Consider the following 17,910-nt stretch of genomic DNA (forward strand, 5'->3'; position numbering starts at 1 on the left):
CTGATTGAACCACCCGGGGCGATCGGTCGTGTCGGCGGCCCCGCACTTCGTTGACCTGCGGATTTGGTTGTGGGATGGCGTGACTCACCTCACTTGGCAAGGACGGTGGATCAATGCTCCTATCTGGCCCCCTGACCGTTTTGTGGATCTTTTCAAATCGATCTTCCGCTGCTTAGGGTCTGCAGATTGGCCGGAGTCCGTCATTCCACGAGCCTGACGCTCGGGGCATCCGCACCGGCCTCCTCCGTCATGCGATGGACCGAACAGGTGCTCGCACATGTGTACAAAGGTGGGGAGCTGACCATGGGTTGGCTGAGGCGTCGCACCGCGGTGGCGGTCACCGGCGCGCTGATGACAGGGCTCCTGGCGGGACAGGGGGTCGCGGGCGTCCCCGCGGCCGTTGCCGCAGAGAAGAGCAAACACCCGGCGAGCGTGGCCGCACAGAGCCCGGGCGCGGTCCCCAGGGACCGCGCGGAGCCGACACGGACCAAGGCCGCACAGGTCACGTGGCCCCGGCAGGCACGGCGAACAGTGGATCTGACGGGTCTGCGCGAGGGCGGCTCCCTCGCCGTGGCCCCGGCCGCCGCGGACGCCGCTCCTGTCGTCTCGGTGGGACCCGCACCCTTGCGCACCATGGCACAGCGCACCGCCGCCGGCCCGCGTCCGGCCAAGGTGGACGTCAAGGTCCTCGACAGGGGAGCCCTGAGCAAGGTGGGCTCGGCCGGCGTCGGCGTCCAGCTGACCCGCAAGGACGGCCGCGCCTCGACCGGCTCGGTCCGGCTGACCGTCGACTACTCGGGCTTCGCCGGCGCCCACGGCGGCGCGTACGCCTCACGGCTGCGCCTGGTGCGCCTGCCGGCCTGCGCGCTCACCACGCCCGCGGCCAAGGGGTGCTCCAGCAGCCGCCCGGTCGAGGTCAAGACCGAGAACGACGTGAAGGCGCAGACCCTCACGGCGACCGTGCTCGCCGACGGCGACCCGGCGGCGAGCACCGCGCAGCTGCCCACCGCGCAGGAAAGCCTGGCTCCCAGGACCTCCCTGAGCACGATGGCCGCCGCGACCGCACCCTCGGTGTACGTGGTCGCCTCCACGTCCTCCTCGGACGCGGGTGACTTCCGGGCGTCGACCGTGAGCCCCACCGGTTCGTGGAACGTTTCCACCGGTTCGGGCGCCTTCACGTACAACCTGCCCATCACGGTGCCCAAGCCGCCGGCCGGTCAGGCTCCCGCGCTCGGCCTGTCGTACAACTCCCAGAGCGTGGACGGCCTCACCTCCGCGCAGAACACCCAGGCGAACTGGGCCGGCCTCGGCTGGGACCTGGGCATCGGGTTCGTCGAGCGCCGCTACCGCAGCTGCCAGAGCGACGGCACGGGCAGCGGCTGGGTCGGCGACCTGTGCTGGGCATCACCCAACGCTGCACGCGAGGTCGACGGCGCCGTCTACGTCATCAGCCTCAACGGCGTGACCTCGGAACTCATCCAGGACAACGACGGCACCGGCTGGTACCACGTCAAGGACGACCCGGGCTGGCGCGTCCAGCACCTGACCGGCGGACACGGCAGCGACGACGAGTACTGGGTGGTCACCACCCAGGACGGTATGCGCTACTACTTCGGCTGGGGCCGCGCCGAGCGTCCGGAGGGCGGCGCACGTCCCGGCACGAATTCGGTGCTGACCGTGCCGGTGTTCGGCAACAACGCCGGTGAGCCGGGCTACAACGGCGGCATCGGCGTCAGCCAGCAGGCGTACCGCTGGGGCCTGGACCGCGTGGTGGACCCCCGCGAGGTGGAGACCGCGTACTTCTACGAGAAGGAACGCAACCACTACCGCTCGGTCCTGCTCGGTGACCAGGCCCGCGCTTACGACTCCGCGGCGTACCCGGTGCGGATCGAGTACGGCTGGGCATCACAGGTCCCGGGCGCGCAGCTGCCCGCCAAGGTGGACCTGCGCTACGTCGGCCGCTGCGTGGAGCGCATGGGCCACCAGGATCCCCTGGCCGTCGAGCCGGGTGACTGCCCCGCGATATCCGGCAACCCCGGCTCCTACCCGGACGTGCCCACCGACCTGATGTGCGACGGCACCAACGCCGACAACGGCTGCCGCACCATCAACGGAGAGACCTACTCGCCCACCTTCTTCGCGACGAAGATGCTGTGGGACATCAAGACCTTCGTCCGGGACAACGACGCCTCCGCGTGGGACCCGGCGATGCAGTACCAGATGAAGTACGGCCTGCCCAACCCCGAAGGCACCATCGACGCCAACCTCTGGCTCGACTACGTGCAGCGCAAGGGCTACGGCGACGGCCCGGACATCACCCTGCCCACGATCAACATCAACGGCGAGTGGCGCGACAACCAGCTCGGCGGCGGCGTCCTCAACTTCCGCCGCGTGACCCAGATCCACGGCGACCTCGGCGCGTTCACCAACGTCACCTACCGCCACTACGACACGCAGGACACCTGCGACATCGACAACCCGCCCTCCGAATCCGGCAACACCCTGGCCTGCTTCAAGCAGAAGTGGACCCCCGAGGGTTCGACCGAGTCGCGTACCGGCTGGTTCAAGAAGTACGTCGTGGAGAAGGTCAGCGTCGATCCGGGCCCCGGCGCGGGGCCCAACGGCGACGGCGACCCGGTGATGACCACCACCTACGAGTACAAGGGCAAGCCGGCCTGGGCCTTCCCCAACGACCCCCTCACCAAGGACGAGGACGAGTCCTGGACCGAGTGGCGCGGCTACCAGCAGGTCGAGGTGCACACCGGCACCAAGTCGAACGCCGCCTCCACCTACCACTGGCTGTACCGCGGCATGGACGGTGACCGCACCTCCAAGACCGACCCCAGTGCCAAGCGCAGCGTGACCGTCGACGACGGCGACAGCGGCCGCCCGCCCGTCACCGACCACGCCTGGCTGAACGGCAAGACCCTTGAGACGAGCCAGCGCGACGGCTCGGGCCGGTCACACAAGCGGGTGTGGCACGAGTACTGGACGTACAACACCGCCCAGTACGCGGGCCTGCCCGACGCCAGGTTCGTGCGCGAGTCCAAGACCACGACGCACGAGCTGACCTCCAGCGGCTGGCGCGAGCACATCGTCAAGGACGAGTACGACAACGCCGAGCCGGCCAGCACCAAGTACGGCCTGCCGATGCGCACCAACGACTGGGGCCTGTCGGACACCGACGACAACCGCTGCACCACCTACGGCCGCGCCTACAACACGGATCTGTTCCCGGGCACGCACGTGCAGCGGTGGATGGTGCTGCCCGACGAGACCCGCCACTACGCGGCCGACTGCGCCGCCCGCACGGCGGCCAACCAGGACGCCTACACGGTCACCCTGTACGACAACGCGACCTCGGTGGCGACGAACAAGCCCACCGACGGCAACCCGACAGCGGTCCGCAGGTACACCGACGCGGCGAACCACCGCGAGACGAAGAGCACGTACGACGAGGCGGGCCGCGTCACCTCCGTGACCGACGGCCGTCAGAAGACCACCACGACCCAGTACCTGCCGGACACGTCCTGGCCGGTCAACGGCGTCAAGGTGACCACCCCGGACCCGGACGGCGCCGGCCCGGTGACCCCCTTCAGCACCACTACCTGGTACTCCAGGCTGTGGGGCGCCCCGGTGAAGACGGTGAACGCCAACGGCCAGACCACGCGCAGCGTGCTCGACTCGGTCGGCCGCGTCGTGCAGGTCTTCAAGCCGGGCCAGTCGGCCGCGTACCCGGACGGCACGCCGACCATCGCGTTCGAGTACACGCTGACCACGGCGGACAACAGCGAGGGCGTGCCCGACCTGGTCTCCACGGTCCCGCCGAAGGTGACCACGAAGACGCTGCAGTCCGGCTCGACGGTCCTGACCAGCCACTCCTACCTCGACGGTCTGGGCCGCGCCCGCGAGACGCAGACCCCGGCCCCGGGCGGCACCGGCCGCACGGTGACCAGCACCCGCTACGACACCTCCGGGAACGTCACCGGCACCAGCTCCGCGTTCTACAACTCCGGCGTCGCCGGATCCGGGATGGTCCTGCCCACGGTCGCATCGCTGCCGGCCTACACGGACCTGTTGATCGACCACGCCGGCCGCACCACCGAGTCCCGGACCATGGTGAACGGCGAGCCGCAGGTACAGGGGCAGACCCGCACCAACTACCACGGTGACTACACCACGGCGATGCCGTCGACCGGTGAGCGCACCAACACGTACACCGACGTGTTCGGGCAGGTCGTCAAGGTCGTGGAGTTCGGCCCGTCGACGTACACGACGTCGTACGAGTACACGCGCAGCGGACGGCTGTCGAAGATCACCGACTCCAAGGGCAACCAGACCACCTACACCTACAACTGGCTCGGCGAGCGCACCGGCGGCAAGGACCTCGACTCCGACCCCAACGGGATCTCGCTGATCACCTACGACCTCAACGGCAACGTCCAGACGGTCAAGCGCGGCAACGGCGTCACCCTCACCTACACCTACGACGCCCTCAACCGTCCGCTGACCGTGGAGAACGGCAGCGCGGTCCTGACCCGCACCGCCTACGACACCGCCCCGGGCGGCAAGGGCCTGCCGGCCTCCAGCACGGCATACGCCGGCAGCTACGCCTACGCCACCCGGATCGACGGCTACGACGTCAACGGCCGGATCACGGGCTCCACAGTGACGGTCCCCGCCGACGGCTCCGGCCTCCAGGGCACCTACCCGGTCACGATGGAGTACGACGCGGCCGGCCACCAGACGGCGCTCAGCTACCCGGCGACCGCCGGCCTGCCCGCCGAGAAGGTGACCACCACCTACGACGCGTACGGCCTGCCGGACAAGGTGTCCAGCCCCCTGGCCACCTATGTGGACGCAACGGACTACGACACAGTGGGCCGCCTCACCGGCCGCACCTACGGCACCACGGCGACCACGGGCACCACGGCCCGACGGACCTACGGCTACGACGACGCCACGGGCACCGGCTGGCTGAAGAACATCACCACGACCACCAGCACCAAGGGCACCGTCCAGAACGACGAGTACCTACGCGACGCCGGCGGCCGGATCACCGGACTGACCGACACGCTCAGCGGCCAGCACCAGTGCTACGACTACGACGAGCTGAGCCGCCTCACCCGGGCCTGGACGACCCAGAGCAGCACCGCCTGCACCGGACCGTTCGCCCCCGACCTCGCCACCGGCGTCGACCCGTACCAGCTGGACTACAGCTACGACGGCATCGGCAATCTCCAGAAGGTCACCCGCACCACCGCCACCGGCACGGAGGTCAACGACTACGTCTACCCCGGCTACTCGGCCGACCAGTCGGCGTACACGCCGGGCGCCGTGGCCCCGCACGCGGTCAGCTCCGTCAAGACACCCAGGGGCACCGACCTCTACACCTACGACGACACCGGCCAGCTGGAGTCCCGGACGGTCGACGGCAAGACCACCGGCTTCGACTGGGACGAGCTGGGCCACGTGGTGGCCACCACCGGCTCGGCCGTGGCCGGCTACGTCTACGACGCCGCCGGCACCCTCCTGATCCGCAAGGGCGCGACCGAGAACGTGCTCTACCTCGGCGGCCAGGAGATCCGCAAGGCGACGGCGGCCGGGAGCACCCCGAAGGCCACCCGCTACTACGGCAACGTGGCCATGCGCGTGGCAACGGGCGGCAACGGCACGCTGACCTGGCTGATGGCCGACCAGCAGGCATCCACCCAGCTGTCCGTCGACACCGCCACCGGCAACCCGACACGGCGCAAGTACCTGCCGTTCGGCGCACAGCGCGACGCCTCCAAGCTGCCCGCCGGCACCGACCGCGGATTCCTCGGCAAGACCGAGGACGACGGGACGGGGCTGTCCGTACTCGGGGCGCGGATGTACGACGCACGGCTGGGCCGGTTCCTCAGCCCGGACCCGCTGGCCACGCCGTACGAGCCGCAGAACCTCAACTCGTACAGCTACTCCGTCAACAACCCGGTCAACTTCAGCGACCCGTCCGGCCTGAGGCCCGACGACTGCATGTACTACCAGTGCACGCCGACGTCGGACGGCTGGGAGTTCGGCGACCCGGTCAACGCGGGCTCCAAGAACGAGAAGACCAAGACGAACGCGCAGCAGGACTACAACGACGTCCGGACGAACACCGACGCCGAACGCGCCGAGGCCCTGCGGGCCAAGCGCCTGGAGCAGATCCTGTCCGGGAAGACCTTCTTCGGGAAGTTCATGGACGACATGGACGACATCGACGAGCGGGCGTGCCGGATGTCCCCCGCGGGCGAGCGCGCCGGCTGCCAGTGGAACCGGTACATGACGCAGGAACGCCTGGAGGACCACGTCAAGGAGGCTCTGGAGCGCATCGACGAGTCGTGGCTGTCCGAGGGCGAGTTCGGCTTCGACAAGCCGCACGAGTTCGACATGGCACTCGCCCTCGCACTGGACGGGCACACCGTGGTCGCGCGCGGTTCTCACACCGGCAAGGCGGGTCAGAACCCCAAGTCGTTCGACGCCTGGGTGGATGGCGTACGATCGGAGTTCAAGCAGACGGGCAAGCGCAACATCAAGAACCACTTGCGCAAGGCCGACGAGCAGGGCGCCGACGCCGTCTATCTGAGCGTCCCCGGGGTCGCCCCGGAAGCGGCGCAGAAGGAAGTGTGGACGGTGATCGTGCGCAACCCGTCCACCCTGTCGACGGTGTACGCCTACGACGTCGACAAGCATCTGTTCACCACGGAGAACCCCCGTCGGCAGTGAGCCGCCCGACCGCCCGTTCCTACTGATGTGAGGTTCCCGCACCCGTGACCACGACCGACACCGTCGTCAGCAGCATGGTGGCCGCCGGACTGGTCGCCCCCGGCGCGGCCGCGCACTCCGCGCGGCTGCCCGGCGGGGTCGTGGTCCACGGGGTGCGGGTCGCGCAGGAACATGCGGAGCGGGCGTGGCACTTCTGGCGGGGGCGCGCGGGGGTGGTGCCGCTGCTCACCACCCGGGTCACCTCGGCGCAGGACCTTACGGCGCTGGCCTCGGCGGCTGCCGAGGCCGGCCCCCCCGCGGAGTCGGTTCCGGTGGCGGAGGCATCAGGCACCGTGGCCCGGATCGTGTCCCGTGTGGGCGCCCGCAGCATCGCCGAGGCCTATCCCGAGGACCGTGCCGAGGAGGAGGAACTGCGGGACCCCGCCCGGCTCGTACAGCTGCTCGACCCGCCGTCCGGGTCGGCGGTCGCCGGGAACCCCTTGGCGTTCACGCCGGACTGGGGCATCGAGAACCTGTGGCTGCTGCTGGTCGAGGAAGGCGGCGGAGGCGGGGAGAGCCACCGGCTGCCGCTGCTGCTCCCCGGATTCCTGTCCGGCTCATCCACCGCCTGGCCCGACATGTGCCCGCTCACCCCCGCCGAGCACTCCGCGTTCCTCCGGCACTGGAACGCCCGCTACGGGGCGGAGGTGTTCTTCATGGGAGGCACGGAGATGCAGCTGTACGTCCCCCGGCCGCCCCTCGACCTGCCCGCCATCGCGGCCCTGGCCATCGAGCAGAACGCCTACTGCGACGACCTCGACGACGTCATCGACACGGCCAACGGCCAGGCCCGGTCCACGGTGTGGCACTTCTGGTGGGACTGACCGCCACGCCGGTAAGGGATGGCGCGGCTTGAGGATCCCATGACTACGCTCGCCCCCCTCATCACCGGGCGGGCGGACGCGAACGTCCGCTCGCGAGCGCGGCGAGAAGGGCATCCGCGGGAGGACTCAGGTCGTCAGCCGGAAGTGGACGACGGTGGCGTCGTCGGTCGGCTTGATGTCGGGGTAGTGGAACCGACAGACACTACTCGCACGCGTCTCCGAGCCATGCCACCCGGTGCGCGTTCACGATCACAGCCCCGGCGGGCGCGCCTACCGGTACCGTCCCTTCCCGAACCAGCCCGAGTTCCCCGTCCCTCCCGGCTGACGAAAGGCGGTACCCGGTGGCCGATCACGACCTCAAGGGCTTCGCACGCGAGGAGTTCACCCACGACGGCACCACCCGCGAGGTCCTGCGGCACGGCTCGGGACCCGCCGTGATCGTGATGGCGGAGATCCCCGGCATCACGCCGAAGGTGCTCGCGTTCGCGGAGCGCGTGGCCTCGCTCGGCTGCACGGCGGTGCTGCCCGTGCTCTTCGGCAAACCCGGCCGGGACCCGCACCCGGACGCCCGCGGCCGGCTCGCCGGCTTCGCCTACGCCGCCTCGTCGATCGCCGCGGTGTGCGTCAGCCGGGAGTTCACCGTCCTGGCCACCGGCCGCTCCTCCCCCGCCGTGGCCTGGCTGCGGGCGCTGGCCGCGCACGAGCACGGGCGGTGCGGCGGGCCGGGCGTCGGTGCGGTGGGCATGTGCTTCACCGGCGGGTTCGCGCTGGCCATGGCGACGGACGACCGGCTGCTCGCCCCGGTGCTCTCGCAGCCCTCGCTGCCCGTGCCGTGGACCCGGCGGCAGGCCTGCGGCATCGACATCTCGCCCGAGGAGCTGGCCGTGGTGCGGGACCGCTGCGAGCGGGACGGACTGCGCGTCCTCGGCCTGCGGTTCCGGGGTGACCGGTTCGTGCCGGGCGACCGGTTCGCGTACCTCAGGCGGGAGCTCGGCGAGGGCTTCGTCGCGGTGGAGCTGGATCCCCGGTACGCCAATCCGGCGGGCGTGCTGCCGCCGCACTCGGTGCTCACCGAGCACCTGGTCGACCGGCCCGGGGAACCGACCCGGGCGGCCCTGGACCAGGTGCTCGACCACCTGGGGAGCCGGCTGCTGCCGACTGCCTGACCGCCGGCCGGGGCGCGCCGTCCCGGCCGTCCCGGGACGGTAATTCGATTGGCACAGCGCACGCCGTGGCGTGGACTTCGGTCCATGAGGACGACGGACCACGAGAACACGTGCGACCCGGCCCCCGGGGCCCCCGGACCGGCCGCCGCCGCGCCGGGCCGGGCGGCGCCGGCCCCCGCAGCTCCCGCGGCGGGCCGGGTCGTGCTCGCGCTGCTCGCGCTCGCCTGCGGGGTCGCCGTGGGCAACGTGTACTTCCCGCAGGCGATCAGCCCCCTGATCGCCTCGGGGCTCGGGGTCACGCCCGAGTCGGCGACCCTGGCCGTGACGGCCTGTCAGTCCGGGTACGCGGCGGGCATCTTCCTGCTCGTGCCCCTCGGCGACCGGATCCCGCACCGCACGCTGATCGTCACCCTGCTCGGCGTGACCGGGCTGGGCCTGCTCGCCGCGGGGGCGGCGCCCGGGCTGCCGGCCCTGGTCGGTGCGAGCGCGCTCGTCGGCACCGCGACCGTGGTCGCCCCGGTGATCGGCCCGCTGGCCGTCGGCCTGGTGCCGGAGGGCCGACGGGGGCGGGTGACCGGGACGATGCTCAGCGGCTCGCTCGGCGGCATGCTGATCTCTCGGGCCCTCGGCGGCACGATGGGCGAGTGGTTCGGGTGGCGGGCACCGTACCTGCTGGCCGCGGCCCTGTCGCTGACCGTCGCGCTGCTGCTCGTCCGCGCCCTGCCCGCCACCGTGCCGCCGTCGAGGCAGCGCTACCCGGCGCTGCTCGCCGAGCCGCTGCGGCTGCTGCGCGCGGAGCCCGAACTGCGCCGGTCCTGCTGGTACCACACGGCGGTGTTCAGCAGCTTCACCGCCGTGTGGACCTCCGTCGCGCTGCTGCTCACCGGCCCGGCGTACGGGCTGGGCGCCCCGGCGGTGGGGGCGCTGGCGCTGGTCAACGCGGCCACCATGGCGTGCACCCCGGTCGCGGGCCGGCTGGTGGACCGGCGGGGGCCCGACGCGGTCAACCTGGTCTGCCTGCTCGCGGTGGCCGCCACGGGCCTGGTGCTGGGCCTCGGCGCCGCGGGCGGCGCGGTGGGCCTGGCGGCGCTCGTGGTGGGCACGCTGCTGCTCGACGTCGGCCTCCAGGCGGGCATGGTCGCCAACCAGGTACGCATCTACGCGCTCCGCGCGGATGCCCGCGGCCGTCTCAACACCGCCTACATGACCTGCGGTTACGTGGGCGGCAGCGCGGGCTCCTGGCTCGGCACCCACCTGTACGCGCGCTGGGGCTGGTGGCCGGTCTGCGCCCTGGTCACGGCCCTCGCGACCACGGCCCTGGCCCGCCACCTCCTCTCGACGCTCCGGCCCCGCTCACCGGGCCGCGGTCCGCACCCGCCGGCGCGGTGAAGCGTTCCTGCGCGCTGCCGGCGGGCCTGCCGAGACGCCGTGGGCGGGGCGGACGTCAGTTGCCCGGTTCGGGGTGGACCACCGCGAAGACCGTCGGGGTGGTGGTGTCCGGGGTCGGGCGGTAGACGCCCGAGACGTGGCCCGTCGCGGTCGGCGGGAGCGGGGTGGCGGGGGTGAGGACGCGGTTCAGGTGCAGCGTGGCGCCCGTCGCCAGGCTGAGGACCGTACCCTCGGCGGTGTCGGCGGCCGTGGCGGGGCCGGCGAGGGGGCCGCCGGTGAGCGCGCGGGTGACGTCGCGGTCCGGGGTGTCGCTGTCGCTCTGCGCCTGGGCCTCCGCGCGGCCCTCCACCAGCGCGAGCAACTGGCCGACCAGCACCGGGTCGTGGCAGCCGTCGTACGCCCAGCGCCTGCCGAGCACTCCGTGCTCCATGGTGCCGACGAGGGCGTCCTCCGCGCCGTCCAGCGGGGCCCCTCGATAGGTGAGCGGGACCAGGTACGCGGTCGGTTCGCCGGCGGAGGCGTCACTGACCACCATGAACTCGATGCCCACCTCGCCCTCCGGGTCGTCCAGCCGGAAGCCGCCCGCCTTGGCCGGCTCGGGGCCGGCTTCGCCGCCGCGGTACCAGGGGCGGGAGGGCAGCCAGGCCGCGACCAGTTCGAGCTTGGTCGGCGTGAGGGTCGTGTGGTGGATGACGGCCATGGCCGCGTCCTCCTCCGTCGTCGTGGATGGAGCCGGTCGGCACCAGCTTCGCATCCGCGCCGAACTCCCCCGCGACCGGAGCCCTTCGGGGCCGCGCCACCGCCCCCGATACGCCCAGGGGTGTCGGGCGCACGGGGTGGCGGGGGCGGGATCCCGTACCGGGTTCGGCGGGTCGCCGGGCGGCGCCGGTCCGGCGTCACGCGCGGCGGGGGGCGCCTGTCGTGCCGCCCGTCGCGGGCGGCGGTCCGGTGTCGCCGCGCCGGCCGGGTGTCACCCGCGGCCGGCGCGCCGGGCGCGGGCGCGGCGTACCAGGACGCCCACCGCGGCACCGGCGGCGGCGGCGACGACCACGCCGGCCGCGGTCCACCAGGTGGCCGACGTGCGGCCGGTCCGCCGGGGTTCCGAGGTGACGGGCCGCCCCTTCGCGGGCGGCGCGGCGACGGGCGCGGTGGTCCGTACGGGTTCGGCGCCCGGCCCCTGGCCGGCCGGCGGGGCGGAGGCTCCGGTGCCGGCGGGGTTGACCGTCAGGCTGCGCTCGGCGTGGCCGAGGCCGGGGAAGGCCGCGTCGACGGAGACCTTCCAGGTGCCGGAGGGCAGCGCCTCCTTGGTGGTCCAGCCGTTCGGGGTGCCGGGGTCGGCGACCAGCCGCCAGGGTCCCTGGAGGCGGGCGCCGTCGGCGCTCACCGCGTTGACGGTGCCGGCGACCGGCTCGTCGAGCGGGTCGTTGTCGTTCTCCCAGGTGATGACGGCCGTCACCCGGCCCTCACGGTTGCCGGTGACCTCGACCTTCAGCGTGTCACCGTGCGCCCGGGCCAGGCCGGGGAGGCCGATGACCACGGCGGTCGCGGTGGCGGCCAGGGGGACGAGGACGGCGGACCGGGCGGTTCTTCGCGCGGTCTGGAGTGCGGTGGTTCGTACGGGCATGGCGGTGCTCTCCGGGGGAGACGGGACATGAGGGGTGGGGGCGGGCGGCCGTCCCCCCGAACGGCCGCCCGCGACGGGCCTGTGGGTCAGGCCCTGGTCAGCGTCCAGAGCTGGGCGGCGCGGCCGTCCTTCGGCTGGAGTTCGAGCAGCCAGGCGCCGTAGTACGGGCGGCTGCCGACGGTCAGCGCGTAGGCGCCGGAGCGGTCGGTGACGGTGACCGCACTGCCGCGGGCGGCGACCTTCCACTGCTGGGCGGTGACGGCGCGGCAGGGCTGCTGGGCCGTCCACATGCCGGCCGAGGGGGCGCCGCCGGTCTGGAGGCACTTGCCGGAGGCGGCGGAGCGGATGCGGACGAGGCCGTTGCCCGCGTCGTCGAAGTACCACTGCTGCTGGGCGTACCCGGTGGCGGCGGAGCCGACCAGGACCGTGCCGTCGGCGGTGCGGCCGCCCCAGATCTCGGCGGTCATGCCGGTGCTGCCGTTGCCGAGCAGGTAGCGGGCGCCGGGCGCGGTGCCCGCGCCGCCGGCCTTCGCGGTGCGGAAGGAGGTGGCCTTGCCGGGGCCGCTGTCGCGGCCGGCCGCGTCGCGGACCGAGACCGCGACGGTGTAGGCGGTGTCGGGGCGCAGGTTGTAGATGCGGACGGCGGTGCCCTGCGTCCAGGTCAGGTGGCGGCCGTTCAGCAGCACCTGGTACCAGGCGGCGCCGGAGACGTTGGCCCAGCCGGCCACGGCGGCGTCGGAGCGGATCTGGCCGACCTTGACGTCGGGGCCGGTGCCGGGACGCGTGGTCGGGGTGGGGGTGGGCGTCGGGTCCGGGTTCGGGTCCGTGCCGCCGCCACCGCCGCCCTTGCCGCGCATCAGGAACTGGTTGTCGGCGATGTTCCAGTGGGTGGCGAGGTAGCTGCCCGCGCGGGGGCTGGTGTGGAAGTAGTCGTCGTGGTTGCAGTCGAGGATGTTCTCCTTCGCCTGGTTGTTGCAGACGTAGCGCATCTGCGGGTAGTACGGCGTGTCCGAGTAGCACATGACGTCGTACTCGTCGGTGCAGTGGGCACCGCGGCTGGTGTTGGGGGCGCTGTTGTTCACCGCGCCGAGGTTGTGGCCGAGTTCGTGGGCGGCGGTGTGGCCGCCCCAGCAGCCGGAGTCCGTACGGCCGTAGGAGGGGCCGAAGTTGCTCAGGTTGTTCTGGCCGGGCCGCTCGTCGCCGTTGAACGTGCCGATGCCGCAGTAGACCTGGGTGTCCGCGAAGATCATGTACTTGCGGTCGCGGCGGTCCAGGCCCTTGCCGGCCAGCGCGCGGTTGGTGGCGCTGAACTCGGAGAGCGCGGAGTCGGGCAGCTCGATGTTGAGGACGGTCGGCGTGCAGTCCGCGGCCGTGACGTAGCGGATGTGCCGGACGCCGCCGGTCTCCTGGGCGCTGGCCGAGTAGATGAGGTCGGCGTCGGCGGCCCACTTGCGGAACGACGCGACGTACTGGGAGAACCGGTCGCGGCCGGGGCCGTGGACGTAGACGACCTGCACGCGGTTGCCCGTGCTGCCGTCGCCGTCGCACTGCACGGTCTGCCCGGCCGGGCCGGCGGCCACGGCGCGCTGGCCGGCGGCCGGGGCGGGCGCGGAGGCGGCGCTGCCGCTCGCGGCCTGCGCGTCGGCGGTGGCGGGCGCGTCCTGAGGACGCCCGCCGGCCTTGGCCGCGGAGCCGGGACGGGTCGGGTCGGCCGCGAGGGCGGTCGTCTTGACCGCGGGCGGCACCTGCTTCTTGATGTCGACGCCCTTGGGCGGCGCGTCGGGCCCGTGGGTGCAGTGGCCGGCGTCCGTGCGGTAGACACCGGCGCAGCGGTCGCCCTTGGGGGCGGCGGCCAGGCCGTCGAAGACCAGGCCCTTGGCGGGCTGGTCGGCGGGTACGGCCTTGAGCGGCGCGGGCTCCGCGTCGCGGGCCGGCGCGCCGGCCGGCCCGGCGGGGGCGACGGCTCCGGCACGCGGCGCGAGCGGTTCGGCCTGCGCCCCCTCCAGAACGTTTCCGTAGAACATGCCGGCCGCCATCACCCCCGCTGCGGCCGTGGCGAGCGTCGCGAATATGAGCCGGCGCGGCTTCCGCTGATGACGGCTTTTCTGACGCTGTTTCAGTTTCCGATGCGTAGACATGAGCACCTCAATCCGGGGTCAGGGAACTGGGTGCCGGGAAGCCTGCCAGAGGTTCTCCGCAGTGAATTCGGACAAACGGGAAAGCCCGCCCTGAATCCAATCCGTTACCTGCGGACCAGATTTGATGAACCGTCAATTCACTTTAAAAAATAGGCAGTTACGCGCGTCGCGCGTGATTGGTCCAGGCCTTTTTAAGGATGTCGTTATCTGATCGAGATAGTCGGTGAAGGTCTGTTGACGGGAATTCAGTCAAAGATTCACCTTTTGCTCACCTCGTGAATTTCCGCGACTACGCAGCGGTGATCACCGACCATCGCGAGGCCTCGCCGATCGCCGCCGCACACCGGTCCGGGGCGGCTGGACGCTGCCATCGATCCATGTCAGGTACGGACAAAAGTTACCAACGGGTATGTAGTGACTTAATTCATGCCCAGCAGTAGAACCTGTTCCCACTCCGCCAGAGAGTGAGGAACCCCACATGAGCGATTCCCCCATGCGCGACAGCGGTTCCAGCGGCCTCTCCCGCCGTGGATTCATCGCTGGAACAGGTTCTATTTTTGGAGTCGCGGCCTGGTCGGGCCGTGCCTCCGCGGCGGGCACCGCGGCGATCCCCACCGCCGTCGGCGCCACCGTCATCGACCCCGGGGCCCATGTCCCCGTACTGATCATCGGGACGGGTTACGGCGGCTCGGTCGCCGCGCTGCGCCTGGCCCAGGCCGGGGTCGACGTCCACATGATCGAGATGGGCATGTCCTGGGACACCCCCGGCTCCGACGGCAACGTCTTCGCCAACACGACCTCGCCCGACCAGCGTTCCTACTGGCTGCGCACCCGCACCAAGCAGCCGCTGAGCAACTTCCTGGGCTTCCCCCTCGACAAGGACGTACCGCGGTACACCGGCATCCTGGACGCCGAGGAGTTCGCGGGCATCACCGTCTACCAGGGGCGCGGCGTCGGCGGCGGCTCGCTGGTGAACGGCGGCATGGCCGTCACGCCCAGGCGCGAGAACTTCGGCGCCATCCTCCCCACGGTCGACGCCGCGGAGATGTACGACGTCTACTACCCGCGGGCCAACTCCGGACTCGGGGTCAACCACATCGATCCGGCCTGGTTCGACAGCGCCGCCTGCTACCAGTACGCCCGGGTGGGCCGCAAGCACGCCCAGCGCTCGGGCTTCCCCTTCGTCTTCGTGCCCAACGTCTACGACTTCGACTACATGAAGCAGGAGGCCGCCGGAGCCGTCCCCAAGTCCGCCCTCGCGGGCGAGGTCCTCTACGGCAACAACCACGGCAAGAAGTCGCTGCAGAAGACGTATCTCGCCCAGGCCCGCGCCACCGGCCGGGTCACCATCTCCCCGCTCCACAAGGTGACCTCGGTCAGCCCCGCGGCCGGTGGCGGCTACACGGTGGCCATCGACCAGATCAACACCAGCGGCGACACCACCGCCACCAAGTCCGTCACCGCCGACCGGGTGTTCTTCGCGGCCGGCAGCGTGGGCACCAGCAAGCTCCTCGTCCGGCTCAAGGCCACCGGGGCGCTGCCCGGTCTCAACGGCGAGATCGGCAAGGGCTGGGGCGACAACGGCAACGTGATGTGCGGCCGCGCCAACCACATGTGGGACGCCACCGGCAAGCTGCAGGCGTCCATGCCCACGGGCGGCATCGACAACTGGGCGGCGGGCGGCGCCTTCGCCGAGGTGGCGCCGCTGCCCACGGGCATCGAGACGTACGCCTCCTTCTACCTGTCCATCACCAAGAACCCGAACCGCGCCGAGTTCAGCTGGAACGCGGCCACCGGGCGGGTCGACCTGAGCTGGCAGACGGCCTGGAAGCAGCCGTCGATCAACGCGGCGAAGACCATCTTCGACAAGATCAACTCGAAGGAGGGGACGATCTACCGGACCGACCTCTTCGGCGCCAACAAGATCTGGGGCGACCACCTCACCTACCACCCGCTCGGCGGCGCCGTCCTGGGCAAGGCCACCGACAACCACGGTCGGCTGCACGGCCACCCGGGCCTGTACGTGATCGACGGCGCGCTGATCCCCGGCAACACCAGCGTCAACCCGTTCGTCACCATCACGGCGCTGGCGGAGCGGAACATCGAGCGGATCATCGCCGAAGACCTCTGACCGGCCCGGCAGGCCGCCACGGGGCCCGGTTCCGGCACACCGCCGGACCCGGGCCCCGTGGGCGCGGCCTTGGGACGGCCCCCGGCCGCGCCGGTGACGGGCGCCGCGGCCGTGACGGGCTCCGCGGCCATGGCTGCTCAGTGCGTGGGCAGTACGCACACGGTGTCGAGCCCCAGGACCCGGTTGAGCCGCCCGAAGGCCAGCCACGAGCCGATGCTCATGGTCAGCTCCACGATCTCGGCCTGGCTGTAGAGCGCCGTCATCCGCTCCCAGAACTCCTCGTCGAGGCCGTGGTGGTCGAGCGCGTACCGCTCCGCGTACTCGGCCGCCATCCGGGTGCGGTCGTCGAAGGCCTCCGTGGTGCGCCACTCCCCCACCGCTTCGGCGAACTCCTCCTCGACCTTCTCCCCGTCGCGGTCGGTCCGCCAGTCCAGGCAGAAGCCGCACCCGTTGATCTGGGCGATCCGCAGCCGCGCGGCCTCGAACTCGCGCAGCCCCAGGGTGGTGTGGGCGTAGACGGAGAGGGAGAAGTTGGAGGCGGCCATGCCGATCTCGGGGACCATGTCCCCCCACACGTACTCGATCGGGTGCTTGCCTTCCGGCACGTCGATGATCACGGCTGCTTCCTTCCGAGTCGGCCGGCCGCGGGCCGGAGGGGGACGTCCAGCGCGTCGTACAGGCCCGGTCCGGCCTCGACGAGCCAGTCGATGGCGTTGACCAGCCGCCCCACGGCGGTGGCGTTCCCGCCCGCGGAACGGTTCTCGCCCTCGTCCGCGGCCTCGACGGTGACCTCGATCCGGGGGCGGCCCTCGATGATCACGCGGTGCGCCCCGCAGCCGTCGGGCGGCGTGGGCCAGTCGGGGGCGCACGAGGGGTGGATGCGGGTGACGTGCTCGATGACGATCCGCGGCTCGCCCCCGACGATGCCCTGCACCTCGAAGCGGACGGCGCCCTGGGTGCCGGCCTCGAACTCGCCCATGGTGCGCGTGGTCACCGTGGTCTCCAGCGCGCGGCGGTCCAGCGTCTCGCGGATCTCGTCCAGTTCGACGCCGAGGGCCCGGGCCATCAGGCGTATCTGGCCGCCCCACACCATGGTGGGCACCGACGGCAGCAGCATCGGGGGCTCGTAGTCCATGGGCTGGCCCATGCCGACCAGGTAGCGCACCGAGTCCGGCTGGTCGTACGTGGAGTAGTCGAAGATCTCCTGGCAGCGGACGGCGTCGAGGGTGGTGCCGAGCCCGCTGATCAGCAGCGGCAGCACGTCGTTGCCCCAGCCGGGGTCCACCCCGGAGACGAAGAGCGAGCCGCCGCCCTCCTTGACGGCCTCCAGCACCGGGTCGCGGAACTCCGGCGGCGCACTGCGGTGGTCGTAGAGGGGGTAGAGCGCCGGGGTGACGACGACGGCACCGCCGCGCAGGGCCCGGGCGATGTCGGCGAGGGCCTCGTCGGGGCGCAGGTCGCCGGAGGCCGCGTACACCACGGCCCGGGGTCCGGCGGCCAGCACCGCGTCGATGTCGGAGGTGGCCGCGACGCCGAGGTCGCGGTCGAGTCCGGCCAGGCGGCCCGCGTCGCGGCCGGTCTTGCCGGGGTCGTGGACGAGGACGGCCGTGAGTTCCAGTGCGGGGTGGGCGTCGACGGCGCGGATGGCCGCGCGGCCGACGTTGCCCGTGCCCCAGACAACCGTGGGAATCATGCGCGGAGGGTAGCGACGGGCCCCGGAGGAGCCCAGTGCCGTGACCGATGATTTTCGGCTGTCGGGGCGAGTGCCCCCATACCGGGCACCGGGTCCGGATTCCGGTGCGCCAGGCCTGGTCAAGGGGGGTCTGCGTAGGCGAGGATCACGGCCGCACGC

The 17,910-nt window shown here is 71.9% G+C and carries 10 protein-coding genes; 5 read left to right on the forward strand and 5 right to left on the reverse strand.

All coding sequences use genetic code 11. The features are described from left to right. Positions 1-633 precede the first annotated feature (633 nt). The 4 genes from ACIF6F_RS32565 (at position 634) to ACIF6F_RS32580 (ending at position 10,165) form a co-directional block, all read left to right on the forward strand. A complete protein-coding gene (locus ACIF6F_RS32565; RefSeq protein WP_399955355.1) occupies positions 634-6,747 on the forward strand; it encodes an RHS repeat-associated core domain-containing protein in 6,114 nt (2,037 codons plus the stop codon). 44 nt (positions 6,748-6,791) lie between these two features. Further along, on the forward strand, positions 6,792-7,610 hold the full coding sequence (locus tag ACIF6F_RS32570; protein ID WP_399955358.1) for a DUF4253 domain-containing protein: 819 nt from the start codon (positions 6,792-6,794) through the stop codon (positions 7,608-7,610). A gap of 341 nt (positions 7,611-7,951) precedes the next feature. Further along, positions 7,952-8,776 carry a dienelactone hydrolase family protein gene (locus ACIF6F_RS32575; protein WP_399955360.1) on the forward strand — a complete coding sequence of 275 codons (825 nt, stop codon included), beginning with the start codon at positions 7,952-7,954 and terminating at the stop codon, positions 8,774-8,776. 84 nt (positions 8,777-8,860) lie between these two features. Next, positions 8,861-10,165 carry an MFS transporter gene (locus ACIF6F_RS32580; protein WP_399955363.1) on the forward strand — a complete coding sequence of 435 codons (1,305 nt, stop codon included), beginning with the start codon at positions 8,861-8,863 and terminating at the stop codon, positions 10,163-10,165. A gap of 55 nt (positions 10,166-10,220) precedes the next feature. Here the strand turns inward: ACIF6F_RS32580 and ACIF6F_RS32585 are convergent, their stop codons facing one another. From ACIF6F_RS32585 to ACIF6F_RS32595, 3 genes are all read right to left on the reverse strand, one after another. Further along, a complete protein-coding gene (locus tag ACIF6F_RS32585) occupies positions 10,221-10,865 on the reverse strand; it encodes a 1,4-alpha-glucan branching protein (RefSeq protein WP_399955366.1) in 645 nt (214 codons plus the stop codon). Between the two features lie 270 nt (positions 10,866-11,135). Further along, positions 11,136-11,789 carry a hypothetical protein gene (locus ACIF6F_RS32590; RefSeq protein ID WP_399955369.1) on the reverse strand — a complete coding sequence of 218 codons (654 nt, stop codon included), beginning with the start codon at positions 11,787-11,789 and terminating at the stop codon, positions 11,136-11,138. 86 nt (positions 11,790-11,875) lie between these two features. Next, positions 11,876-13,813 (reverse strand): RICIN domain-containing protein, encoded by a 1,938-nt coding sequence (locus ACIF6F_RS32595; RefSeq protein WP_399955372.1) that lies wholly within the window; start codon positions 13,811-13,813, stop codon positions 11,876-11,878. Positions 13,814-14,405: 592 nt separating this feature from the next. Between ACIF6F_RS32595 and ACIF6F_RS32600 the strand changes: the two genes are divergently transcribed. Then, positions 14,406-16,058 carry a GMC oxidoreductase gene (locus tag ACIF6F_RS32600; RefSeq protein ID WP_399955375.1) on the forward strand — a complete coding sequence of 551 codons (1,653 nt, stop codon included), beginning with the start codon at positions 14,406-14,408 and terminating at the stop codon, positions 16,056-16,058. 137 nt (positions 16,059-16,195) lie between these two features. Here the strand turns inward: ACIF6F_RS32600 and ACIF6F_RS32605 are convergent, their stop codons facing one another. Together ACIF6F_RS32605 and ACIF6F_RS32610 are read right to left on the reverse strand one after the other, a co-directional pair. Then, positions 16,196-16,675, reverse strand: coding sequence for a carboxymuconolactone decarboxylase family protein (locus ACIF6F_RS32605; protein ID WP_399955378.1), 480 nt, complete (start codon positions 16,673-16,675; stop codon positions 16,196-16,198). Continuing rightward, on the reverse strand, positions 16,672-17,751 hold the full coding sequence (locus tag ACIF6F_RS32610; protein WP_399955381.1) for a dihydrodipicolinate reductase: 1,080 nt from the start codon (positions 17,749-17,751) through the stop codon (positions 16,672-16,674). Before ACIF6F_RS32610 ends, ACIF6F_RS32605 begins: the two co-directional genes overlap by 4 nt. Positions 17,752-17,910 lie beyond the last annotated feature (159 nt).

The sequence above is a fragment of the Streptomyces sp. NPDC086023 genome (assembly GCF_044540325.1).
Classification (GTDB): Bacteria; Actinomycetota; Actinomycetes; order Streptomycetales; family Streptomycetaceae; genus Streptomyces.